Source organism: Marinobacter vinifirmus (assembly GCF_002258215.1).
Lineage (GTDB): Bacteria > Pseudomonadota > Gammaproteobacteria > Pseudomonadales > Oleiphilaceae > Marinobacter > Marinobacter vinifirmus.
Window position 1 is genome coordinate 1 of record NZ_NEFY01000011.1, and the last position, 21,412, is coordinate 21,412.

Here is a 21,412-nt window from a genome sequence, read left to right on the forward strand (position 1 = left end):
GATGGCGGGCCTGGCGTTTGAAGTGCTTTTGGATACCGGCGTGTTGATTCAGGCCTTGCCGGTCTGGGAGCGTGAATGGGCCAACCCGCAGGGCTACTCCAACCCAGAACTACTCGAAAACATTGTCAGGGACGGCATTGTGCTTTGGCGTGCCGGATAACTGCGCCGCAAACCTCGCATACTGATACTGTCGTAAAAATTAACCACCTCGCTGTACTTGCGCCACTCTTTCCAGCACACGATGAGCCGGCATCAACGGCACCTGACCGGTTCTCGCCAGAACGTCAATCCAGACCTGATTCCCGCGTTGAATGATCTCGACAGTCCCGATGTGGCCTGACACCACGGCCGAGATACCCGTAATGGTTTGATCTTTTCCCTGGGCCCGGTTCCAGGGCCAGGTGCACTCAATGGCAAAACGCTCTGAGAAAGAACACTCCTGAACGGTGCGCCAGTCGTCGAACGGGCTTTGGGCATGCACCAGCTCGAGCTGTCCGTTCTCGCACTCCAGCGTCATGGTGAGCGGCAGCTGGTAGCGACACTGGGTTGCCAGATTTTTGTAAGAGGCTTCATCCAGGCTCGCGGCCCAGTCACCGCCCATCCCCCGGTGCTTGTATCGGTTGCGGTTATCCTCAGCGCCGGCGATAAACATCAGCTCATGGGCACCCGACAACGCTGCTTGCAGGGCGTCGAACTCGCCATGCAGGTCACCACAAACCCAGTCCACCCCGACCGGATTGGCCGCAATAAAGCGGTGTGGAGTCAGTCGCATGCTCACCGGATGGGATCTCCCGCGCCTAATCGTTCACTCACCGTCAACCTCCGGCAGAACCACCACGAGCCGCCCATCGACATTCAACGCCTGACCCTCTCCGAGTGAAATAAGCCAGGGCCAGTCCCATCGAGTATGGCCGAACACGGTGAGCCCTTGAAAGCCGGTTTCGAGCGATAGCGCGACACCGGGATCACCCCGACGATCCGCCCGTTCCGGGTCGGTTGGGCCTTGATGGAGTAGCAGGATCTCAGGGGCTTGATCGGTTACCGATTCCAGTGCGGCCAGGAAATCATCTTCGGTTCGCCGTTGATTGCGATTTGGATTGCCCACGATACCGCTGACGCCACCGACGTTCAGGTTGCCCAACATCCCAACCACCTCGCCATCCAGGAGGGTAGTGTTGTCTGGAAGCGCCTCGGGGTACTCCATCTGGTCGTGGTTCCCCAGAACGCCGACGACCTCCGGCGTGATCGCAGAAAACGCCTGAAACACCTCGTCCACCGGCCCAGTACCGCCGCGTTTTCGGCAGTCGGGATAATCGTACAGATCGCCGCACAGAAACACTGCGTCGGGCGCCGGAATGACGCCTTCCCGAGACAATGCCAAAAGTGCTTCAGCCACAGGCACGCCGAGCAGCCGATTCTGACCGCCGGCTTCTCGCCCCTGGAGATCGGAGGTCAACACAAGGCTCCTCACATGACTCGGAAGGCCGATGGCATACGCTCGATAAAACGGCAGGCGATTATGCAGTGGCGCACCGGCCGGGCCGCTGGTGCGGTGTGGCAAGGTGAAAAAGGGTTCCGGGTCGAACCGGGCGATGCGTGGCATGGATGGCCTCTACATTTTCGCGATGATGATATTGTTACTTATCACGCTCATCCGGTGCCGGTTGCTCGCGGTCTTCCATAAAATCGTCACTGACGCCATCAGAGTCGAAATACTCGTCCCAAACCGAATCGGTCGGCCGATCATAGCGTTTGACGGAACCCTTGAGGCGTTCCAGCGGAGTGAGCTCCTGAGGCAACGGGTCGGCCAGCTCATCGGCATGGGCGGTGTGGGCATCTAGGCCTTCCAGCAGCTCTTTTTCGGTCGGGCGCTTGGTTGTCATGATGGCGTACTCCGCTCGTTGTGTCATCGAAGCCAGTCACCGTTGGTGCTCATCCATGAGCGGTAACCGACGGCTTCCAGTATACGTTGTTTCCAAGCCGGCCAAAGCCAACAGGGTGGCGCTTCCGGTAAGCCTTCCTTTGGTTATCTGCCATGGCACTTTGTGCATCCGCATCTCGAACGTATCGGGCGACGGTCATCGCCGGAGCTGCTCCGTACCGCGCGCCGGGTGAGGCGCAAGTCCAGATGTGGCGCAGAGCCAGCGCTGAGTCCGGGTCAACCTTGTCAAGGTAAGCCAGGCCACAGGCGCAAGCCTCCAGTGTCAGGTCGGCATGATCACACAGCTTTGCCGCAGCTGTAGGCTTACCATGCATGTCATACGTGTAGGTTTTACCGATATCGTGTAGGAGGCCCGCCACAAAGCCAAGCTCTCGAAGTTCCCTCGGCATTTCCGGCTCATTGACTTGAATCATCGCCAAGACGTTTTGAGCGACTTCCAGTGAGTGAGCAATCAGCCCTCCCGGTTCATTATGATGATAGTTCTTGCTGGCTGGTGCTTTGAGAAAGACTTCCAGCCTGTCCCGGCGTTCCAGCACCCGTTTGATGAATTGTTGCAAGGGCAGGGATGTCAGGGAACGTACTGCCATAATCAGTTGGTCCAGTGCTTCTGGTTTCGGGCAAAAGGTGCGAGGAAGCGTCTGCAGTGCCGGCAAACCGGCAACGTCTGTCTGCAGCGGGCGGCGGATCTCGGTCAGTAGAATTTCACTGTCTTCTGCACCTACGCACACTTGTCCTTTGACCACCACGAGTTCCATGTGCCCCAAGTGCTCAGGAATTACGATAGAGCCAATCACCGCCAGCACCACAAGGTCACTGGAACAACTGCTCAGTCGTAGTTTCAGGTATGGAATGCCTTCGTCATCGAAGCAGGCAACACGACCTGTCAGGCGATAGGTGCCTTTAAAGGTTTCTTGCATCAACGGGCGCAGATCATTCAGTTTCATCACCTACCTCCTTATCGTTTTCGATGACCCGGCTCTGGATAAGACGCTCAAACGCGCTGCCGTCCATGCGAGTCAGGTTTGGAATGTAGCGGGAGTACACTTTGAACAGCATTTCGGTGGATGAGTGGCCGAGTGTGCGGGCCACCCATTCCGGGTTCTCGCCGGAGGCAAGGAGCAGCGTCGCCGCTGTATGCCGGGTCTGGTAAGGCCGGCGCTTCTTCAGCTTGAGGTGCTCCAACAGCGGGTACCAGACACGCTTGGTCACATTGTTGTGATCCAGAGGCTCACCCATGCGGTTACAAAACACGAATTTGCTGAGCTTGCCCGTGGCCTCGTACTGGGTCTTGAGTGCTTCGTACACGGGGCCGAACATGGGGATCTCCCGTTGGGAGCCGTCAGTTTTGGTGTATTCGGTCTGGCCATGAATGAGAGTTTCACGCACCAGGATTTCCCTTTTTTCGAAATCCACGTACTCCCACTTGAGGCCATCAATCTCGCCCGTGCGCATCCCAGTGTAGAAACGCACAGCGTAGTAGTTGCGGTAATCTTCCCTGACCGTCTCCAGGATCTTTTCCACTTCATTTAGGGAGAAGGGCTCGATATGCACCTTCTGCTGTTTGAGTGGCTTGATGTTCAGGTAGGGGTTGGTGAAGTCAAACCGCTCAGCCGCCTCAGTCAGGATCATCCTCAGGATGGTCATGTGGCTGTTGATGGTTTTGGGGGACATCAAGCCATTAGTACCCCGGCCCTTGCGGCGACCCAGTTTGTTTCGTGCTGCCAGGATATCCGCCTTGGTGATGTCGCCAATGCGCTTGTTCTTGAAGGCCGGCTTCAAGGATCCGTTCAGAATGGACTCCACGTTCCGGGTGTGGGAGTTGCGCCACTGGATTTTGCACTCGAGGAACCACTGGTCGGCGAAGTCTGTGAATAGGGGCGTGTCAGTTCCCCCGTTACTATCCGATACGCCAGCACCCCGGTGGGCTGCCTGTTTCTGCTTAATCTTTTGCGGGTTGCGACTATCTGGAAAATACTCAGCGTAGTTGAAGTCTCCCAAGAGAATCCTGGCTTCAACTTTCTGCAAGAGTGCGTTTACACGCTTACGATTAGCAGGCGTGTCCGGAAGCGCCGTTTGTTCCCTGCACCGGTGACCCGCGTACATAAAGTCCAGATAAAGCTTCCCGGTTTCTTTTCGCGCTCTGACTTTACCCATGGCATACCACTCCGCTTGCCATAGGGATAGCCAGATGCTCGTGTTCGCGAGCACCGTCTAGCATTTCTTTTTCCACTTCTTCCCAGAGAAAAAGAATCTTGCGGCGGCCGAAAGGCTTGATGTAATGCTTGCCCTCGAGGAGAACTGTATCTTTCAAGCACTGACGGATAGTTCTGCAGTCATACTTGATTCGACCGGCCAGTTCTTCAGTGGTCAGATAGGTGTAAGAGTTTTCCATCGAAATATTCCTTCTGTTGCGATACTCTAGATCAACAAAAGACATTCCCCGTATCAGAATGTCATCCTAAATGACATATTAGGCGATAAAAGAACATTTGCAAGCGCTTTTTGTCATTCTGGATGATATTTTTTCATTAAGGATGAGTTGGAAATGATTCGATGCCACCTGGCCCGCCTCATGGGCGAGCACAAAATGAAAATCGTGGATGTGGCGCGAGAGACCGGCCTGAATCGCAACACGGTGACGCTGCTCTATAAGGAGACGGCTCAACGGATTGATCTTGATGCGCTCGACAAACTCTGCAAGCTATTCAAATGTGAAGTGAGCGATCTACTGGAATTTCAGGAAGACCGCCGGTAGGTAGCAACTGAATATGGTGGGGAGATTCCAGAGGGAGAATTGCCAACTGGTGATTGGTCAATTTGTCCGCTGAAGAGGTTATTTGGGGGGAGTGACGTAAAATGACTTACGGTCAATTTCACCTAACCACCCAAATAGGGGGGCACAAGGATTGGCACATATATGTCACATATACGTCACAGGGAAATTTGGCTACCCCAGACGCAAAAAAGGCAGACCAGTAAGTGACTGATCTGCCTTTCTTTTTTATGGTAGCGGGGGCAGGATTCGAACCTACGACCTTCGGGTTATGAGCCCGACGAGCTACCAGACTGCTCCACCCCGCATCAAAACTGGTTGTTGGCTTCGGGGCTGGCCCCGATCAACGAGGGGCGCATAATACAGCTGGGCAGGGTGCTTGTCAAACCTTACTTAAGACTTTCGTTGTTTACCGTAACCCCTGAAAATACCGCCAGGGTCAGCTGTGAAGGTTGCTTGCATGAAGCCCAAGCATGATTAGGATGGTAGCAGAAGCCGCCGGGCTCCCACGCCAGAATCGGCAAGCGATGAGACTAAAGTCTACATTTTGAAGGGGCACGCAATGCCAAGATTTCTACACACCGCCGACTGGCAAATGGGGCGTACCTACAGCCGTTTTGAAACCGAAGACGGTGCAGCGCTGGTGGAAGCCCGGTTCGAGGCCATAGAAAAGCTGGCCCGCCTTGCCAATGAACATCAGTGCCAGGCGGTGCTGGTGGCCGGTGATGTGTTTGATGCCCAGACGGTATCTGATCGCACCATTCGCCGGGTGTTCAACGCCACCAGGGCATTCCCTGGCCCCTGGGTGATGCTGCCGGGAAACCATGATGCGGCGCTCGCCGAAAGCGTCTGGACCCGCGCTCAACGGTTGGGTGCCGTGCCGGATAACGTGCACCTGGCGCTGGAGCCGGGCGTTATCGAACTGGCTGCCGAAGGCCTCGCCATACTGAACGCACCGCTGACCCAGCGCCATACCTATGGTGATCTGACAGAAGCTTTCGGTCGCTACGAGACCCCGGCAGGATTGGTTCGGGTGGGGCTGGCCCACGGCAGCGTGCAGGGATTGCTGGCGGGTGAAATCGATTCCACCAACCCTATTGCGCCGGACCGGGCACAAGCCAGCAAGCTGGATTACCTGGCATTGGGAGACTGGCACGGTACCAAGGAAATCAACGAACGCACCTGGTACAGCGGTACCCCGGAGCCGGAGCGGTTCCGGAATAACGAGGCCGGTAATGCCCTGATTGTCGATATTTCCGGCCCGGGCGAGCTGCCGCAGGTTCAGGTGGTAGCCACCGGTCGTTATCAGTGGCATCAATGGCGGGAAACCCTTTCGGTAGACTCAGACCTGGACCAGTTACTGGAACGCCTGCAAAACCTGCCTGAATCCTCGGTGGTGGATCTTCGGCTGGATGGCCTGATCACCCTGGCAGGCGAAGAAAAACTTCAGCACGGATTGTCGGTTGCCGAAGCCCGTTTCCGCAGCATTCGTTGCGAACGCAGTAACCTGCAGCTGGCGCCCACCGACGATGATATTGCCGCCCTGAAAGCCGACGGCTATGTTGGCGATGTGATCGAAACCCTGCGGGAGCAGCAAGCCGGCGAACAGGGCGAAGTTGCCCGGGATGCCCTGGCCATTCTGGCCTCGATGCTGAAAACACCGGCTCAGGAGGCAGGCCAATGAAACTGCAGAGCCTGAAGGTTGAACAGCTGCGCCAGTTCCGCCAACCCTTTGCCCTTGAGCATCTTCAGCCCGGCCTGAACCTGATCCACGGCCCCAACGAATCCGGCAAAAGTACCCTGGTGCGTGCCATCCGGGCGGCTTTCTTTGAACGTTACCGGTCCCAGGCGGTGGATGACCTTCGCCCCTGGGGCGACTCTGCAGCAGCTCCCACCGTTGAACTGGCCTTCGAGCATCAGGGTGCCCAATGGCGCCTGGTTAAAAGTTTCCTGAAACGCACCCGCTGTGACTTGTCGGTCGGCAACGAAACCTGGAGCGAAGACGAGGCAGAAGAAAAACTGGCGGAGCTGTTGGGTTACCAGTATCCCAAGCGGGGTGCCAGCAAAGCGGAGCATTGGGGCATTCCGGGCTTGCTGTGGGTAGAGCAGGGCACGGGGCAGGATATCGAACAAGCCGTTGAACACGCGGGCGATCACCTGAAATCTGCCCTCAATGCCTTGGTAGGCGAGGTGGCCAGCACCGGCGGCGATGCAGTGATTGATGACGTAAGATCCAAGCGCGAAGTGTTGCTGACGGCTACCGGCCAGCCCAAGGGTGACTACAAAAAGCTGGATAAAGAGCGGGAAGACCTGCAGCAACAGGTCGACGATTTGCAGCTGCGGGTTGAGCAGTATCAGGGACAGGTGGATCGCCTCGGGCAGTTGTCGCAGGCGTTTGATCGCACCGAACAGGAAAAGCCCTGGGACGACGCACGGCGGCAACTGGACCAGGCCCGTGAACAGCTGCAGCAGGTCGAGCAGCTGGAACAGCAGCAGGAACAGGAAAAGAATACCCTGGCGCAGCTGGTTCAGAACCGCGAGCTGCTGGAGCAGAACCTAGGCCACTTGAGCCGGCTGGACGAACAGCGCCGCGCCCGCAAGGCAGAACTGGAGAGTGCCGAACGCAAACTGCAACAAACCGGGCAGCAGACCGCTGCCCTGGCTGGCGCCCTGAACGATGCCCGGGCTGCCTATGAAAATGCCCGGTCACAACTGCAACTTGCTCGCCAGCAGGAAATCCGGCAGCGGCTGGAGCAGGATCTGCGCCAGTCTGAACAGCGACAGCAGGCCCTCAGCCAGAACCTGGCCAGGGCCCGGGAATACCAGCAACAGGTTGACGAGGCCCGGGAGCAGGCAAAGGCAAACCGCATTGATACCGCCGCGGTGGCCCGCCTGAAAACAACCGCCAGGGAACTGAATGACGAAACCATCCGTTCCGGCACCGTTGCCACCCGCCTGAGCTGGCAGCTGCAGCCCGGCGCTAGTATCACCCTGGACGACCGGCAGCTGGAGGGGCAGGGAGAACAGCAATTGCTGGAAGCCTCGCAGCTGGTTATTCCGGGCGTAGGCACCCTGGGCATCGCCCCGGGCGGCGAGGAGCTGGCCAGTACCAGACGCAAGCTCGAAACGCTCGAACAGTCCCTGGACGAGCAATTGCAGGCCATGGCTGTGGCGTCCGTTGAGCAGGCAGAAAGCCGTGCCTCCGCCTGGGAGGTAGCGGAGCAAAAACGTAAACATGCCGTCGAGTTGTTGCGTTCGGTCGCCCCGGCCGGTCTGGAGCCACTGGAAACCGAGCTGGCGGAACTGCAGGCAGAATTGAAAGCTGTTCGTGAAAAACTGGAAGCCACTCCCGTATCGGATCAGGAAGTTCAGGTATTGGATCTGGCCTCGGCCGAAAGCGCCCTGGCCAGTGCCGAGAAACGCTTGAATGACGCCGAGGCCAGCGACCGCAGCCATCAGGCGCAACTGCTCACCGGCAAGCAGGCCCGGGATAACGCAAAGGCCGAATGGCTGCGGCTGGAAGATGAGGCCAACAGCCCCGAGCGCCAACAACAGTTGACCCGATTAACGGCTGAGCTTGCCCGGATCGAACAGCAGCAGGTCAGCCTGCGCGAGAGCATGGCGAAGCGGGAGCAGCAAATCCGCGAGGCACGGCCGGATATCCTGCGGCAGGATATCGACCGTTTTCAGCGCACGATCCAGACTTTGCAGCAAACCCAGGAAGACCGGCAACGGGAACTGCGGGACATTCGTGTTCGGCTTGAGGCCTGGGGTGCCGAAGGCCTGGAAGAGCAATTGAGCGAGAAGCAGGCGGAGCTGGAACAGTGTCAGCGCCGTTACCAGGAGCTGGACCGCCGTGCCCGGGCACTGGATTTGTTGCTCACACTGCTGACCGACAAACGCCAGGCGCTGACCCGGCGCCTGCAGGCCCCATTGCAAAAACATCTTAACCATTACCTGTCGCTGCTGTTTCCGAATGCAACGCTGGAGGTGGACGAACACCTGCGGCCGGGAACCTTCAATCGGGGGAATGAGCTGGGCCAGATTGCCGAACTGAGTTTTGGTGCCCGGGAACAGATGGGGCTGATCAGCCGGCTGGCCTATGCCGACCTGTTGAAGGAAGCCCAAAGGCCCACCCTGATTCTCCTGGACGACACCCTGGTGCACAGCGACCAGAACCGGCTGGAAGACATGAAGCGCATCTTGTTCGATGCTGCCAGCCGGCATCAGATCCTGCTGTTCACCTGTCATCCCGAGAAATGGCAAGACCTCGGGGTGCCGCCCATTGACCTCCAGAAGCTGAAAAGCTGAAACGCTGAAACGAAAAATTCCGTAAAATAACTGAAACTTATTACGACATAACTGATCTGCCTGTCTTTTCAGGCCGTAACACTGTCACCTGTTTCGATTTGTCGAAACTATGTGTTTTAACTAAGTGATAGGTTGGGCCTGTGCAAGCTACCGATAAACAAGCAAATTCCAATGTTGTTGACCAGTTCAGCGAAGCCTGCCAGGCCACCCTGGACCGGGTGCTGGGCAACAACAGTGCCGGCGTATTCGCTTCGGTGACTACCCTGGACGGTCGTTCACTGGCCTTTACCGCCAAGAACGATGCCATCCGCAGCAGCCGGGTGGCCGCACTGGGTTGTTCCCTGATGTCTCTCAGCGAGGCATTCAGCCGGGAAATCCTGCAGAGCCAGTGCTCCCACAATGTCATTGCCACCAGCCACGGGTCCATCATCACTGTGCGCTTGCCCTGCAAGCAGCACCAGTTTGCGCTGTCCGTCTGTGTAGACCGCAGCGAGAACCTGGCCATGGCCTTGCGTATGACCCTGGATGCGGCCCAGGCCCTGGCTGACACCATCGACAACTAATTTCCAACCCCAACTCAACAGAAGAAGGATAGTTCAGCATGGCAAAAATCAACCTTGAATCCCTGCGTGACATCGACGGCTACGTGGCAGCGGCCCTGGTCGACATGGACAGCGGCATGATGATGGCCGGAGACGGCACCGGCATTGACCTTGAAATTGCTGCGGCTGGCAATTCCGAAGTGCTGCGCGCCAAGCGCAAAGTGGCTAGCAGCCTCGACCTGAACGACACCATCGAAGACGTGCTGATCAGCCTGGCCAAGCAGTACCACCTGATTCGCCCGCTGGAAAGCAACCAGCAGATCTTCCTGTACCTGGTGCTCGACCGCTCCCGGGCCAACCTGGCCATGGCTCGCCACGAGCTGCGCAGCTTTGAGAAAAACCAGGACTTCTCCTGATCGAAAGAGCTATTCCCGGGCCCTCCAGGCGGGCCCTTTTCTGAACAGGTTTGCGTAAAGGAGGCTCCACCAATGAACGTTGATATCAGGGTAGCTGTCGCCGGTGATGAACTGCAGAAAAGGCTCCGGCTGGCTGCGGGGCTGCTGCAGGCCCATAAAATTGAAGGCAGCCTGCGCCCCTGGGATGGCACCCGGTGCGATTGCGCCATCGTTGCCGCCGATGACCTGTACGGTGAACGGATACAGGACTATGCCCGGCGCAAGCAGATCCCGGTACTCGCCATCACCCGGGCAAACGACCGCTTTGACCCCGACACCGCCACCATTGGCGAGCATGCACCCTTAAACGTGTATGTGCGGGCCCTGCTGAACCTGCTGAAGGCTGAGGCCGAACCGGCAGAGCCGGCGCAGGCAACGGCGGCTTCGGTAACATCCCGGACCCCCGGAATTATTGTGCTCGCCCAGGCCCTTAGCCGGCCAAGCAGTGACCTGGTGATGGCATTGGACGGGGTGGAGCTTGGCATTTGCCCGTCGACCGGAACCATCCGGGCGGCGTCGTCTGAGGTGATGCTTCAGGCCAGGCAACTGCTGGGGCAGCCGGGCTGGCAACTGCGTGAGGCATCGGGCGGCGCGCTTGCCAATGGTCATTCCGAAAGCCTGGATATTTTCATGATCCGTGCCGGTATTCATCATGGCGAGGCCCTGCCCATGTTCCCTCTGGAAGGATCACGAATGAAGTGCTGGCCGGATCTTGGCGCCGCGCCGGATCTGATCGAGCCGCTCCGGGTTGCGAGCCTGCTGGCCAAGGGCCATCGAGATCTGCAAAAGGTGGCCGGGCTGACCGGCATCGAACCGGTGCAGGCGTCGGGTATTCTGTGGGGCTTCCAGGCCGCAGGGTTGATTGTGCCGGACCAGCAGAAAATGCCCTCGCCACACCCGAAAACAGCGTCGAACGACCGGCTGCCGGCAGCAGGCCTGTTCCAGAAACTGGCGGCCCGCTTCGGGTTGTTCCAGAAAGCCTCCTGACGGACAGTATATGCAAGACATTAACAGCAGTGCGGTAAAACTGGTGATCGCCGGCCCGGTGGGGGCCGGCAAGACCACCACCATTCGAACCCTGTCAGACTCGGAACCGGTGTCCACCGAAATGCCCATGAGCGAGCCAGCCATGGGTGATAAAACCACCACAACTGTCGCCTTCGATTTTTCCACGGTCATGCTGGATGACGGCCAACCCCTGTTCATTTACGGCTTGCCCGGGCAGGAGCGGTTTGAGCATATGTGGTCGATCGTGCTGGAAGGGGCTTTTGGTGTGTTGTTGGTGCTGGATGCCAGTGATGAACGGCTCCAGGAAGAATGCGAGGGCTGGCTGGCCGCTATTGAAAAGATTGCTCCCGGCACCCCGGTTGTCATCGGCCTGACCAAAACCGACTTGCTGGCCAAGCCGGACTTGCGATCTTTGCGTGCCAACCTGGCGGAACAGGGGCTGGTTCTGCCTGTGTTCAGCTTTGATGCCAGAGACAAGGCGCAGGCGAACCACATGGTGCGTGCGCTGCTTGCCTCTATAGACTGATCCGCCCCCGGGTTTAATCGAAGTCTGGCAGTTCCGGTTTTACCAGCGGCTTGCCGGCAGCTTCCCAGGCTTCAATGCCGCCTGCAATGGACTGAACGTGAATGTACCCCATTTCCTTCATGGCCCTGGCTGCCAGGGCTGATCGGCCGCTGTTCTTGCAGTAGATCACCATATTCAGGGCCCGGTCTTCAAACGCCGGATCGTTGGTGAGCTTGAATTCCAGAATGCCACGGGACACATTGACGGCACCGGGAATGTGGCTGGTGTGGTATTCGTCTGCTTCGCGCACATCCAGCAGTACGTCGGCTTCCTTGATGGCGTCTTCGGCCTGGTCCGGCGGAATTTCACGAATTTCCGCACGGGCGGCTTCTACGAGGTCGTGAGCAGTTTTCATTGGCAGGCTCCTGTCAGTTTGGATGCTTGTTCGTGTGTTCGGTAATCATAGGTTAATCGATAGTACTTGCGCGTTCCCCGATAGCTTGCAGGATTTTGTCCCTGGTGCGCTCCATTGCGGGAAGATACTTTGCCGCCGCTTCATCTATGCTCATAGCTTCTGCGATGTAGACAAGGTTGAGACAGGCAAGTACATCTTCTCCTGAGGAGATTGGGATGGCAATCGAGGCGATTCGCTGTTCCATGTCCCAGTCCTGGTAGTTCTCACCGAAGCCCTTACGTTGTGTTCTCAGCAACAGATTGTTGAGGGTCTTTTTGTCCCGTGCAATTTCGCCTTCACGGTTGTCCTGACTGGCCAGCAGTTCGATCAGTTCCTGCCGCTCGTTCTCCGGGCAAAACGCGATGTAGGCCAAGCCGCTGGCGGTTTCCAGCAGCGGTAAACGCCGGCCCACCATAGAGCGGTGGAACGACAGCCGGCTGAATCGGTGGGTAGTTTCCCGCACCACCATGGCATCGACATCGAGGGTGGTCAGGTCGGTTGGCCACAGCACTTTATTGAGCAGCTCGCCGAGCAGGGGCGCGGCCACTGCCGAAATCCAGTGGTCGTCCCGGAAGCCTTCGCTCAGTTCCCGCACCTTCATGGTCAGCCGGTAACTGTCATCCGACGGGCTGCGGCGCACATAGCCTTCACTTTGCAGGGTTTCGAGCAACCGGCGCACGGTGGTGCGGTGAATCCCGGTAATGTCGGACAGCCTGGACGGCGTGGCGCCTACCAGTTCCCGGTTCAGGGCATTGAGTACGGCCAGCCCGCGGGTCAGGCCTCGTACAGTTTTATAGCTGGCGGTTGAGCTTGGTTCCATCAGTGATCGACCTGGGAGTGCGGTGCACTCTGTGCACCGACAGCCTGTTTTTCATTGAGAGCGAGACAGGCTGATTTTTATACTGCTGCTCATTCGGAAAATGACAATTGACAATTATCGTAAACCCCGCGAGCAATCCCGGCACCGGGCTGGATGCTGTCATCCAGGGCACGCGACTTCCTGTTTAGCAAGGTGTTCTCATGACCAGTTCCCAAAAGACCAGCACAGAGACCAACGATTATACCTGTAAAGTGGCCATCCTGGGCGCAGGCCCGGTAGGGCTGACAATCGCCAACTATCTGGGCCAGGCCGGCGTGGAAGTTCTTGTCATCGAGAAGCTGGACCAGCTGATCGACTACCCCCGCGCCATTGGTATCGACGATGAAGCCCTGCGTACCATCCAGTCTGTCGGGCTGATCGATGAAGTATTGCCGCATACCACACCTTATCATGCCATGCGCTTCCTGACTCCCAAGGGCCGTTGCTTCGCTGATATCCAGCCGATGACCGATGAGTTCGGCTGGTCCCGCCGGAACGCCTTCATTCAGCCGCAGGTAGATGCGGTTCTGTACCGTGGCCTGAGCCGCTTCAATAACGTGAAGGTACTGTTCTCCCGCGATGTGCAGGAGTTCGAGCAGGATACCGCTGGCGTCACCCTGGTTGCCGATGCCCCGGAAGGCAAGAAAGAAACCATTCGTGCCGATTACCTGATCGCCTGTGACGGCGGTAACAGTTACATCCGCCGTAACCTGGGTATCAGTTTTGATGGCAAGACCGCGCCTAACCAGTGGATTGTTGTGGACATCGCCAACGACCCGCTGGCGACACCGAACATATACCTGTGTGCGGATCCGGAGCGCCCCTACGTTTCTGCCGCGCTGCCCCATGGCATCCGCCGTTTCGAATTCATGGTCATGCCGGGTGAAACCGAAGAGCAGCTGAACCAGCCGGAAAACATGCGCAAGCTGCTGGAAAAAGTGATCCCGAACGCCGACAACGTAGACCTCATCCGTAGCCGTGTGTACACCCACAACGCTCGCCTGGCAGGCCAGTTCCGCAAGGGCCGGGTTGTGCTGGCGGGAGACGCGGCCCACATCATGCCGGTATGGCAGGGCCAGGGTTACAACAGTGGTATGCGTGATGCCTTCAACCTGGCCTGGAAAGTCTCCCTGGTGGTTCAGGGCAAGGCCGGCGAAGAGTTGCTGGATACCTATGAAATGGAACGCCGCGACCACGCCAAGGCGATGATCGACCTGTCTGTTCTGGCGGGCCACGTTCTGGCTCCGCCCAAGCGCTGGCAGGCAACCCTGCGCGACAGCTTGTCCTGGGCCATGGGCTTTGTGCCGCCGGTGAAGCGTTACTTCCTGGAGATGCGTTTCAAGCCGATGCCGAAGTACGAGAAAGGCGCACAGGTTGAAGTGAAAGAAAACCGCAAAGAGTCCCCGGTCGGCAAAATGTTCATCCAGCCGAAAGTGCTTACCGAGCAGGGCAACGAAGTGCTGCTGGACGAGGTAATCGGTTCCGGCTTCGCCATCATCGCCTGGGGCGCAGACCCCACCTGGGGCCTGAGTGAGAAGCAGGTTGCTGCGTGGAAGGCGCTGGGTGCCACCTTTATCCAGGCGATTCCGGCTGTACAGATGCGTAATGAGCGGGAAGTTGTGGATGGCGTGGTACGTGTTGGTGACGTGCAGAACCGCCTGAAGGACTGGTTCGGCCAGTACCCGGCCTCCATTGCCATCATTCGCCCGGACCGCTTTGTTGGCGCTGTGGCTATTCCGCAGACCCTGGGCAACATTGGCGACGACTACCTGCGTGTGCTGAAAGCCACCCCGGTCAGCGCCAAGGCCACAGGTTCCAGCAGGAAGGTGGCGTGATATGACGGCGTTACTGCAATGTTTGTCCCATACTCCGCTGGTAGGGCATGTGGACCCGGAGCAGCCGATTCTGGACGAAGTGGACGGCGTGATTACCGCCGCCCGCAAGCGCATAGAAGCGTTTGACCCGGAGCTGGTGCTGCTGTTTTCGCCGGACCATTACAACGGCTTCTTCTACGACATCATGCCGTCGTTCTGCGTTGGTACCAAGGCCTACGCGATCGGCGATTTCGGAACGGCTGCCGGTGACCTGCCAGTGCCGACCGAGCTGGCTGAGCAGGCCGTGCAGCAGGTAATGGACGCCGGGGTAGATGTGGCGCTGTCCCACAAGATGCAGGTGGATCACGGGTTCTCCCAGCCGCTGGAGTTCCTGCTCGGTGGCCTGGACAAGGTTCCGGTGATTCCGGTGTTTATTAACTCGGTGGCGGTACCGCTGCCGTCTTTCCAGCGGGCTCGCCTGCTGGGTGATGCGCTGGGTCGCTGGGCAGCATCTTTGAACAAACGGGTATTGATTATCGGTTCCGGTGGTTTGTCGCACCAGCCACCGGTACCGGAATTGGCCACCGCCAATGACCATATGAAAGACCGCCTGCTGGGTAGTGGCCGTGACTTGCCGGAAGAAGAGCGTGAGTTGCGCACCAGCCGGGTGATCGAGGCAGCTCGCAAGTTTGTGGACGACCAGAATACCCTGCACCCGCTTAACCCGGAGTGGGACCAGTGGTTCCTGGAAGTGGTTGCCAGCGGCAAGCTGACGGAACTCGACAGCGTGAGCAACCAGGAAGTATCTGACAAGGCCGGCAAGTCGACCCATGAAGTCAAGAACTGGGTGGCTGCGGCCGCCGCAATGGCTGCGTTCGGCGATTACGCCGAAGAAACCCGTTATTACCGGCCGATTCCTGAGTGGATTGCCGGGTACGGCGCACTGACAGCAGCCAAGGCCTGAGTGTTCAGGCCCGATAACACATAAATTCGAGGGGAAAGAATATGACACAGCAATGGACCGAAGCAGGTACCAGCAAGTTTGTGACCATCCGTGAAGGCGATGCGGACCTGAACATCCACTACAACGACACCGAAGCCGGTGATGAAGTGGTTGTGATGCTGCACGGTTCCGGCCCCGGCGCCAGCGGCTGGGCCAACTTCAACCGCAACATCCAGCCCCTGACCGACGCCGGCTACCGGGTGATCCTGATGGACTGCCCGGGCTGGAGCAAAAGCGACACCATCGTGAACGACGGTTCCCGTTCCCACCTGAACGCCCGTGTTCTGAAAGGTCTGGTGGATGCGCTCGGCCTGAACAAGATTCACATCATCGGTAACTCCATGGGTGGCCACAGCGCTGTAGCCTTTACCCTGGAATACCCGGAACACGTGGACAAGCTGATCCTTATGGGTGGCGGCACCGGTGGCGGCAGCCTGTTCACCCCGATGCCGGCCGAAGGCATCAAGCGCATCGGCAAGCTGTACCGTGAACCGAACATGGACAATCTCAAAGAGATGATGGACATCTTCGTTTACGACACCAGCAACCTGACCGAAGAGCTGTTCCAGACCCGCCTGGACAACATCCTGGCCCGTAAGGATCACCTGGAAAACTTTGTTGCCAGCACCAAGGCCAACCCCAAGCAGTTCCCGGATGTAGGCCATCGCCTGGGCGAGATCAAGAACGAAACCCTGATTGTCTGGGGTCGCGATGATCGCTTTGTACCCATGGATACCGGTATTCGCCTGGTGAACGGCATCCAGCGTTCTGAGCTGCACATCTTCAATCGCTGTGGCCACTGGGTGCAGTGGGAATATGCTGACAAGTTCAACCGCATGGTTCTGGACTTCCTGAAGCACGGCATCAACTGATCGCCAGCCACAGATAGCCTTGAAGGACGTTGAAATGAGTGTAGATCAACAGGTTCTGGACAAGCTGGCGGAACAACTGCGCCAGGCCGAAGTTTCCGGTGAACCGGTGCCGCCGCTGCGTGACCAGATCGGCGAAGACAGCGCGGAAGCGGCGTATCAGATCCAGCGTTTGAATGTGGCCCATGCCTGCGCCAACGGTGCCCGCATTGTCGGCCGCAAGATCGGCCTGACCAACCCGAAAGTACAGGCCCAGCTGGGCGTGGATCAGCCGGACTTCGGCACCCTGTATGCCGATATGGCTTACGGCGATAACGAAGAAGTGCCCTTTGGCCGTGTACTGCAGCCAAAAGTGGAAGCGGAAATCGCCCTGGTGCTGGCCGAAGATCTGCCCCGGGCAGATACCGGACTGGCTGAGTTGGTGGCTGCAGTGGACTGGGTAATGCCGGCGCTGGAAATTGTCGGTAGCCGTGTCGAAAACTGGAACATCCGCTTTGTGGACACCGTGGCCGACAACGCCTCCAGTGGCTGCTTTGTGCTGGGTGGTCCGGCCCGTCGTATTGACGGTGTAGACCTGCGCAAGGCCGCCATGACCATGACCCGTAACGGCGAGGAAGTCTCCGCCGGCGACGGTTCAGAGTGCCTGGGCAACCCCCTGAATGCTGCGGTATGGCTGGCTCGCAAAATGGCGAGCCTGGGTGAGCCCCTGCGTAAAGGTGACATCATTCTGACCGGTGCACTGGGGCCTATGTCCCCAGTGGCTGCCGGCGACCGGTTTGAGGCCGTCATCGAAGGCATTGGCCAGGTTGGCGTGTCATTCAGTGCCGAATAAGGCCTACCGGACTTTTTGAGGAAAACGAGTATGAGCAAGAAAATCAAAGCAGCGATCATCGGCTCGGGCAACATCGGCACCGACCTGATGATCAAGATCCTGCGTAACGGCAAGCACATCGAAATGGGCGCCATGGTCGGTATCGACCCGGAATCCGACGGCCTGGCCCGTGCCCAGCGCATGGGCGTGGCCACCACCCACGAAGGCGTGGACGGCCTGGTGAAGATGCCGGAATTTGCCGACATCGACATCGTATTTGACGCCACCTCTGCCGGCGCGCACATGCACAACGAAGTGTTTCTGCGTGGCCACAAAGAAAACATCAAGATTGTCGACCTGACCCCCGCGGCCATTGGCCCCTACTGCGTGCCGGTGGTGAACCTGGAGCAGAACCTGAGCGAAGGTAACGTGAACATGGTCACCTGCGGTGGCCAGGCCACCATCCCGATGGTGGCCGCCGTGTCTCGCGTGGCCAAGGTGCACTACGCCGAAATTGTGGCATCGATTTCCAGTAAGTCTGCCGGCCCGGGCACCCGCGCCAACATCGACGAGTTCACCGAAACTACCTCCAAGGCCATCGAAGTGGTCGGTGGCGCCCAGAAGGGCAAGGCCATCATTATCCTGAACCCGGCCGAACCGCCCTTGCTGATGCGCGACACCGTCTACGTGCTGTCGGATGCAGCAGACCAGGCGGAAGTAGAGAAGTCTGTGGAAGAGATGGCTGCGGCCGTACAAAGCTACGTCCCGGGCTACCGTCTGAAGCAGAAGGTGCAGTTTGATGTAATCCCGGAAGACCAGCCCCTTAATGTTCCGGGCCTGGGTCACTTCAGCGGCCTGAAGACGTCGGTGTTCCTGGAAGTGGAAGGCGCCGCCCATTACCTCCCGGCCTATGCCGGCAACCTCGACATCATGACCTCTGCGGCCCTGGGCACAGCCGAGCGCATCGCCGAGTCACTGATTAACTGAGGAGATTGAAACATGACTTTTAACCCTGGCAAGAAACTCTACATCTCCGACGTGACTCTGCGCGACGGCAGCCACGCCGTACGCCACCAGTACAGCATCAAGAACGTGCAGGACATCGCCCGTGCCCTGGACAAGGCCAAGGTGGATTCCATCGAAGTGGCCCACGGCGACGGCCTGCAAGGCTCCAGCTTTAACTATGGCTTTGGCGCCCACACCGACCTGGAGTGGATCGAAGCCGTGGCAGAAGTGATCGAGCATGCCCAGATCGCAACCCTGCTGTTGCCCGGCATTGGTACTGTTCATGACCTGGATAACGCCTACAAGGCTGGTGCACGCATTGTCCGGGTAGCCACCCACTGCACCGAGGCGGATGTGTCCAAACAGCACATCGAGCACGCTCGCAAGCTGGGCATGGACACCGTGGGCTTCCTGATGATGAGCCACATGCAGACTCCTCAGGGTCTGGCCGAGCAGGCCAAGCTGATGGAAAGCTACGGTGCTACCTGTATCTACGTGGTGGACTCCGGCGGCGCGATGAACATGAACGATATCCGCGACCGGTTCCGCGCCGTTAAAGACGTGCTGGACCCGAATACCCAGACCGGTATCCACGCTCACCACAACCTGGCCCTCGGTGTCGCTAACTCCATGGTTGCCGTGGAAGAAGGCTGTGACCGTATCGATGCCTCGCTGGCAGGGCAGGGTGCCGGTGCCGGCAACGCGCCGCTGGAAGTGTGCATTGCCGCTTTCGACAAGCAGGGCTGGGAGCATGGTACCGATCTGTACGCCCTGATGGATGCCGCTGACGACATCGTGCGCCCGCTTCAGGATCGCCCGGTGCGTGTGGACCGTGAAACCCTGGCCCTGGGCTATGCCGGCGTGTACTCCAGCTTCCTGCGTCACTCCGAAGTGGCTGCACAGAAGTATGGCCTGAAGACTGTGGATATTCTCGTTGAACTGGGCAAGCGCCGGATGGTGGGTGGCCAGGAAGACATGATTGTTGACGTTGCACTGGATCTGCTCAAGCAGCAGGGCAAGTAACTCGTAAGAGGCGTTGTTGTGACCCCTCATTGGCCGGCCGGGCTCTGCTTCGCCGGCCCTTTTTATTTTTTGGGTAGGAATATTGTGCACCAGGTGCACGGAGTGAACGAATTTCGTTGAGGCTGACTTTTGTCAGTTTTTATACTGCGTGCCTGATGGATTGGCACAAATACTTATCAGGGATTCTACCAACAAAGCAAAAGCTGTTATTGACCAGCATCAAAGGCAGAGAGCCAAATCGTTTTGTTGGAGCTTGGCCCGATGATTGCGGCATACCGCCTCAGTCCACGACATGATCAAAATAGGTGATGACTATGACAACAAAATTACCCTACGTGAAGAAAGCCGCTAAAGTCCTGTTTGGTGCTGCTCTGGCCGCCACGCTGACCGCTGGCGTTTCCGCCAAGGAACTCCGCCTGGCTTCTGGCCTGCCGCCGCTGCATCCGGCACACGATCCCCTGTACACTGATTTCCAGGAACTGCTGCCTGAGTATTCCGACGGTCGTTTGAGCGGTCGCCTGTTCGGCACTGAAATTACCACCCTGGGTAACATGCGCGCTTCTATTCTGAGTGGCATGGTCGAGGTGGGCCTGTTCCTGCCAGCTTACTTCCCGGCTGACCTGCCGAACTTTAACCTGGTGGGTGACCTGTCCATGTTGGGCCACCAGAATCCCCAGGTAACTGCCGCTGCAATGAGCGAGTACATCCTTACCTGTGATGACTGCCAGGACGAATTCAAGAAGCTGGGCGTGGTTTACACCAACTCCCATGCCAACCCTTACAGCGTACTGACCACCAAGCCAGTCACCAAGCCGGAAGACCTGGACGGTCTGCGCCTGCGCACCGCTACCCCGCAGCACGCGCGCTGGGTAGAAGCCATGGGTGGCAAAGCCGTCACCATGGCAACCGGTGAAGCCTTTGAAGCGCTGTCCCAGCGGGTTATTGATGGCACTGTGACTTCTATTTCTGACGTGATCTCGTTCAACCTGGGTGAGGTGATTACCCATATCACCCTGCTGGACATGGGTACTTTCCATTCCCTGGCCAACCATTCAGTACGTAACAACGTCTGGAACGGGCTGTCCCTGGAAGACCGTGAAGCGCTGATGAAAGCGTCTGTTGTCGCCAACGTTCGTACCACTGCACGTTGGCTTGAAATGGTTGCCGAGGGCAAGGGCGTGGCACAGGAAAACGGCCTGGAAATCCTCGAACCGGAACAGTCCCTGGTTGACGCCACACTGAAGTTCAAGGATGACGACCTGGTGGATGCCGCTGCCAGCTCTGAAGAGCGTTTCGGTATTACCGGTGCGGAAGCGAAAGTTGAGCGTTTCAAGGCTCTCGTTGAAAAGTGGGAAGGCCTGATTGCTGACACAGATGGCAGCGAAGATGCCGTTGTTGCGCTGTATGAGTCTGAAATTCTCTCCAAAATCGATCTGGCAACCTACGGTCAGTAAACCATACTGGTCTGGTCAACGGCCATCGTTCTGATGGCCGTTTTTCCAATGAGAAGCTGAGGGCGCTATGAATACGCTTTCCCGCATAACCGATCGACTCACCGGATTTCTGTCGTACTTTGGCATGATCGGTGTACTGGCCATGATGGTGCACATCTGTGCCGATATTATCGGCCGCACGGTGTTTGACATATCGGTGCCGGCAACCCTGGAAATGGTGACCCGTTACTACATGCTGATGCTGGTGCTCCTGCCCCTGGCGTGGGTGGAAAGCAAGCGTTTCATGATCATGGTAGAAGCCTTTTCGGGCCTGTTCGGCAAGCTGGGGCTGCGAATTATCGATGTGCTGGTTGCTGTTGTCTGCATTGGCGTTTACTCGATACTGGCAATCAGTACCTGGGAAAAGGCGATCGAACAGTACGATGTGGGGGCCTACATTGTTGCCCTGGATACCCAGATCATCGTCTGGCCCGGTTACTTTACCCTGCCTTTCGGTTTCGGCCTGGCAGCGCTGGTCTGTCTGGTGAGAATTCCGCTTCTGTTGTTCCCCCAATCGGCGTCTGAAGCCGCGTAAGGTATTCCGC

General features: G+C 58.1%; 23 protein-coding genes and 1 tRNA gene. 15 read left to right on the plus strand and 9 right to left on the minus strand.

The genetic code is table 11. The annotated features are described in order from the left end of the window. Positions 1-199: 199 nt before the first annotated feature. Genes B9Q17_RS12985 through B9Q17_RS13010 form a run of 6 tightly spaced genes read right to left on the minus strand, consistent with a single transcriptional unit; the run spans position 200 to position 4,334 of the window. Positions 200-778, minus strand: coding sequence for a metallophosphoesterase family protein (locus B9Q17_RS12985; RefSeq protein WP_154707643.1), 579 nt, complete (start codon positions 776-778; stop codon positions 200-202). Positions 779-805: 27 nt separating this feature from the next. Next, positions 806-1,603: a metallophosphoesterase family protein gene (locus B9Q17_RS12990; RefSeq protein WP_094625540.1), complete on the minus strand. Its 798-nt coding sequence runs from the start codon at positions 1,601-1,603 to the stop codon at positions 806-808. Positions 1,604-1,637: 34 nt separating this feature from the next. After that, positions 1,638-1,910, minus strand: coding sequence for an AbrB/MazE/SpoVT family DNA-binding domain-containing protein (locus B9Q17_RS12995; protein WP_244177390.1), 273 nt, complete (start codon positions 1,908-1,910; stop codon positions 1,638-1,640). Positions 1,911-1,932: 22 nt separating this feature from the next. Then, the gene (locus B9Q17_RS13000) at positions 1,933-2,886 is read right to left on the minus strand and encodes a TraI domain-containing protein (RefSeq protein WP_094625542.1); all 954 of its coding nucleotides are present in this window, start codon (positions 2,884-2,886) and stop codon (positions 1,933-1,935) included. Then, entirely contained in the window at positions 2,873-4,096 is a 1,224-nt protein-coding gene (locus tag B9Q17_RS13005) for an Arm DNA-binding domain-containing protein (protein WP_094625543.1), read from the minus strand. The genes B9Q17_RS13000 and B9Q17_RS13005 overlap by 14 nt, the downstream gene beginning before the upstream one ends. Then, positions 4,089-4,334 (minus strand): hypothetical protein, encoded by a 246-nt coding sequence (locus tag B9Q17_RS13010; protein WP_094625544.1) that lies wholly within the window; start codon positions 4,332-4,334, stop codon positions 4,089-4,091. Before B9Q17_RS13010 ends, B9Q17_RS13005 begins: the two co-directional genes overlap by 8 nt. Positions 4,335-4,487: 153 nt before the next feature. Here B9Q17_RS13010 and B9Q17_RS13015 point away from each other — a divergent pair, with 153 nt between their 5' ends. After that, positions 4,488-4,697 (plus strand): helix-turn-helix domain-containing protein, encoded by a 210-nt coding sequence (locus tag B9Q17_RS13015; protein WP_094625545.1) that lies wholly within the window; start codon positions 4,488-4,490, stop codon positions 4,695-4,697. A gap of 249 nt (positions 4,698-4,946) precedes the next feature. Here the strand turns inward: B9Q17_RS13015 and B9Q17_RS13020 are convergent. Next, positions 4,947-5,023, minus strand: a tRNA-Met gene (locus B9Q17_RS13020). Between the two features lie 254 nt (positions 5,024-5,277). Between B9Q17_RS13020 and B9Q17_RS13025 the strand changes: the two genes are divergently transcribed. The 6 genes from B9Q17_RS13025 to B9Q17_RS13050 all read left to right on the plus strand — a co-directional run bounded on the left by B9Q17_RS13025 (position 5,278) and on the right by B9Q17_RS13050 (position 11,557). Beyond that, positions 5,278-6,399 (plus strand): metallophosphoesterase family protein, encoded by a 1,122-nt coding sequence (locus B9Q17_RS13025; RefSeq protein ID WP_094625546.1) that lies wholly within the window; start codon positions 5,278-5,280, stop codon positions 6,397-6,399. Beyond that, positions 6,396-9,026 carry an AAA family ATPase gene (locus tag B9Q17_RS13030; RefSeq protein ID WP_094625547.1) on the plus strand — a complete coding sequence of 877 codons (2,631 nt, stop codon included), beginning with the start codon at positions 6,396-6,398 and terminating at the stop codon, positions 9,024-9,026. The genes B9Q17_RS13025 and B9Q17_RS13030 overlap by 4 nt, the downstream gene beginning before the upstream one ends. 140 nt (positions 9,027-9,166) lie before the next feature. Beyond that, the gene (locus B9Q17_RS13035; protein ID WP_058340176.1) at positions 9,167-9,589 is read left to right on the plus strand and encodes a roadblock/LC7 domain-containing protein; all 423 of its coding nucleotides are present in this window, start codon (positions 9,167-9,169) and stop codon (positions 9,587-9,589) included. Positions 9,590-9,627: 38 nt separating this feature from the next. Further along, positions 9,628-9,984 (plus strand): roadblock/LC7 domain-containing protein, encoded by a 357-nt coding sequence (locus B9Q17_RS13040; protein ID WP_094625548.1) that lies wholly within the window; start codon positions 9,628-9,630, stop codon positions 9,982-9,984. 72 nt (positions 9,985-10,056) lie between these two features. Beyond that, on the plus strand, positions 10,057-11,010 hold the full coding sequence (locus B9Q17_RS13045) for a hypothetical protein (RefSeq protein WP_022988732.1): 954 nt from the start codon (positions 10,057-10,059) through the stop codon (positions 11,008-11,010). A gap of 10 nt (positions 11,011-11,020) precedes the next feature. Further along, entirely contained in the window at positions 11,021-11,557 is a 537-nt protein-coding gene (locus tag B9Q17_RS13050) for a GTP-binding protein (RefSeq protein WP_022988733.1), read from the plus strand. A gap of 13 nt (positions 11,558-11,570) precedes the next feature. Here the strand turns inward: B9Q17_RS13050 and B9Q17_RS13055 are convergent, their stop codons facing one another. Together B9Q17_RS13055 and B9Q17_RS13060 are read right to left on the minus strand one after the other, a co-directional pair. Next, positions 11,571-11,951 carry a rhodanese-like domain-containing protein gene (locus B9Q17_RS13055; protein ID WP_094625549.1) on the minus strand — a complete coding sequence of 127 codons (381 nt, stop codon included), beginning with the start codon at positions 11,949-11,951 and terminating at the stop codon, positions 11,571-11,573. A 52-nt stretch (positions 11,952-12,003) separates the two neighbouring features. Further along, entirely contained in the window at positions 12,004-12,810 is an 807-nt protein-coding gene (locus B9Q17_RS13060; RefSeq protein WP_094625550.1) for a DNA-binding transcriptional regulator, read from the minus strand. Between the two features lie 200 nt (positions 12,811-13,010). Between B9Q17_RS13060 and B9Q17_RS13065 the strand changes: the two genes are divergently transcribed. The 8 genes from B9Q17_RS13065 to B9Q17_RS13100 all read left to right on the plus strand — a co-directional run bounded on the left by B9Q17_RS13065 (position 13,011) and on the right by B9Q17_RS13100 (position 21,402). Further along, positions 13,011-14,684, plus strand: coding sequence for a bifunctional 3-(3-hydroxy-phenyl)propionate/3-hydroxycinnamic acid hydroxylase (locus tag B9Q17_RS13065; protein WP_094625551.1), 1,674 nt, complete (start codon positions 13,011-13,013; stop codon positions 14,682-14,684). A gap of 1 nt (position 14,685) precedes the next feature. Further along, positions 14,686-15,627, plus strand: a complete 942-nt coding sequence (locus B9Q17_RS13070) for a 3-carboxyethylcatechol 2,3-dioxygenase (RefSeq protein WP_094625552.1) — start codon at positions 14,686-14,688, stop codon at positions 15,625-15,627. A 41-nt stretch (positions 15,628-15,668) separates the two neighbouring features. Beyond that, on the plus strand, positions 15,669-16,538 hold the full coding sequence (locus B9Q17_RS13075) for an alpha/beta fold hydrolase (protein WP_094625553.1): 870 nt from the start codon (positions 15,669-15,671) through the stop codon (positions 16,536-16,538). A 34-nt stretch (positions 16,539-16,572) separates the two neighbouring features. Beyond that, on the plus strand, positions 16,573-17,367 hold the full coding sequence (gene mhpD, locus B9Q17_RS13080; RefSeq protein WP_094625554.1) for a 2-keto-4-pentenoate hydratase: 795 nt from the start codon (positions 16,573-16,575) through the stop codon (positions 17,365-17,367). Positions 17,368-17,397: 30 nt separating this feature from the next. Continuing rightward, the gene (locus B9Q17_RS13085; RefSeq protein ID WP_094625555.1) at positions 17,398-18,333 is read left to right on the plus strand and encodes an acetaldehyde dehydrogenase (acetylating); all 936 of its coding nucleotides are present in this window, start codon (positions 17,398-17,400) and stop codon (positions 18,331-18,333) included. 12 nt (positions 18,334-18,345) lie between these two features. After that, entirely contained in the window at positions 18,346-19,374 is a 1,029-nt protein-coding gene (gene dmpG / locus B9Q17_RS13090; protein ID WP_094625556.1) for a 4-hydroxy-2-oxovalerate aldolase, read from the plus strand. A 314-nt stretch (positions 19,375-19,688) separates the two neighbouring features. Further along, a complete protein-coding gene (locus tag B9Q17_RS13095; RefSeq protein WP_167373030.1) occupies positions 19,689-20,828 on the plus strand; it encodes a C4-dicarboxylate TRAP transporter substrate-binding protein in 1,140 nt (379 codons plus the stop codon). A gap of 67 nt (positions 20,829-20,895) precedes the next feature. Further along, positions 20,896-21,402, plus strand: coding sequence for a TRAP transporter small permease (locus tag B9Q17_RS13100; RefSeq protein WP_094625558.1), 507 nt, complete (start codon positions 20,896-20,898; stop codon positions 21,400-21,402). Positions 21,403-21,412: the final 10 nt, after the last annotated feature.